At 39.9% G+C, this 1,465-nt stretch carries 2 protein-coding genes; one reads left to right on the top strand and one right to left on the bottom strand.

Features of this window, described 5'->3' with window-relative positions:
- Positions 1-17: 17 nt before the first annotated feature.
- Positions 18-203, bottom strand: a complete 186-nt coding sequence (locus tag DP117_RS35205) for a hypothetical protein (protein ID WP_169222768.1) — start codon at positions 201-203, stop codon at positions 18-20.
- Between the two features lie 53 nt (positions 204-256).
- Between DP117_RS35205 and DP117_RS35200 the strand changes: the two genes are divergently transcribed.
- Positions 257-1,342, top strand: a complete 1,086-nt coding sequence (locus DP117_RS35200; RefSeq protein WP_169222767.1) for an RNA-guided endonuclease TnpB family protein — start codon at positions 257-259, stop codon at positions 1,340-1,342.
- Positions 1,343-1,465 lie beyond the last annotated feature (123 nt).

Raw genomic sequence — 1,465 nt, 5'->3', positions numbered from 1 at the left:
GACAAAGCTGCCCATTACTAGTCATTTTTGGGTAGATCTGAGATGAGTTGGTCAACAAATTCTCTTAGCCGTTCTTGCCAATCAGGGACGGCTTTAAGTTTTTCTTTCTGACCGAGATAACCTTTGAAAGCGATTGCATCTTTATCAAGCAAGCGTTCTAGCTTTTTTTTTGCTCCTAATTTATGTCCTTTTTGAAATGGCATTGACAAGAAGTTTTATATTGGTTAACCTATATATATTACAATATAAAAAGTAAATGCTATTAGGTTTCAAGACTGAATTAAAACTAAATAATTACCAGCGCACAGCGTTAATGAAGCATTGTGGCGTAGCGCGTCACGCTTGGAACTGGGGACTGGCTTTGACCAGACAAATATTAGATCACAACAAAGCTAATCCGGATTCTAAGATTAAGTTTCCTACTGCCATTGACCTGCATAAATGGTTGGTAGCATTAGTTAAATCTGAAAATGAATGGTATTATGAATGTTCTAAATCCACACCACAGCAAGCATTGATGGCTTTGAGAGAAGCTTGGAAACGTTGCTTTAACAAAACTGCTGGTGTTCCCAACTTCCGGAAAAAAGGTAAACGTGACTCTTTTACGTTAGAAGGTACAGTCAAAATTTTAGATAGTAACAAGATTCAAGTACCTGTAATTGGTGTCCTTAAGACCTATGAACGATTGCCTCAAGTATTAACGAAATCTGCTACAATCAGCCGCCAAGCTGATAGATGGTTTATCAGTTTCAGGTTTGATGTTGAAACCCACAATTTAAGTAATACAGACGTGGTAGGCGTTGACCTTGGTGTCAAAAACTTGGCTACTCTCAGTACTGGTAAAGTCATAAGCGGAGCCAAGTCCTATAAAAAGTACGAAGCAAGGTTGTCCAGAATGCAGTGGTTGAATCGTCATAAAATCATTGGTTCAAACAACTGGAAGAAAGCACAATTGCAAATAGCTAGACTGCACAGAAAGATTGCCAACATTCGCAAAGACACATTGCACAAACTCACCACACTACTAGCCAAGAACCACGGCACAATAGTGATAGAAGACCTCAATGTGTCAGGAATGATGGCGAATCATAAACTGGCTAAAGCTATTGCTGACATGAGCTTTTTCGAGTTCCGTCGTCAGTTGACCTACAAGTGTGAGTTGTATGGCTCAAAACTTGTCGTAGTTGACAGATGGCTCCCCAGTTCTAAAACTTGTTCTAACTGTGGAACCAAAAAGGAAACACTCATCTTAAAAGAGCGAGTGTTTGATTGTGGTCACTGCGGATTTACAATTGACCGTGATTTGAACGCTGCAATCAATTTGAAAAACGCGGTCAGTTAGACCGTACGAGCTTGTGGACTGGTTGAAGCCGACTTCACCAGGATGAAGCAAGAAGTAAACGAAACCCAAAGTCATTCAACTAGTACGAGTTATCTTTGTATAGAAAAGTCGAGTTATGGGGAG

Source organism: Brasilonema sp. UFV-L1, assembly GCF_012912105.1.
GTDB lineage: Bacteria > Cyanobacteriota > Cyanobacteriia > Cyanobacteriales > Nostocaceae > Brasilonema.
The sequence above is the reverse complement of the archived record's forward strand: the minus strand, read 5'-3'. Positions and strand labels throughout refer to the sequence as shown.

Excerpts from the sequence above, each read along its gene's own strand:
- DP117_RS35205 (WP_169222768.1), bottom strand. The coding sequence starts at position 203 with ATGCCATTTCAAAAAGGACATAAATTAGGAGCAAAAAAAAAGCTAGAA.
- DP117_RS35200 (WP_169222767.1), top strand. The coding sequence starts at position 257 with ATGCTATTAGGTTTCAAGACTGAATTAAAACTAAATAATTACCAGCGC.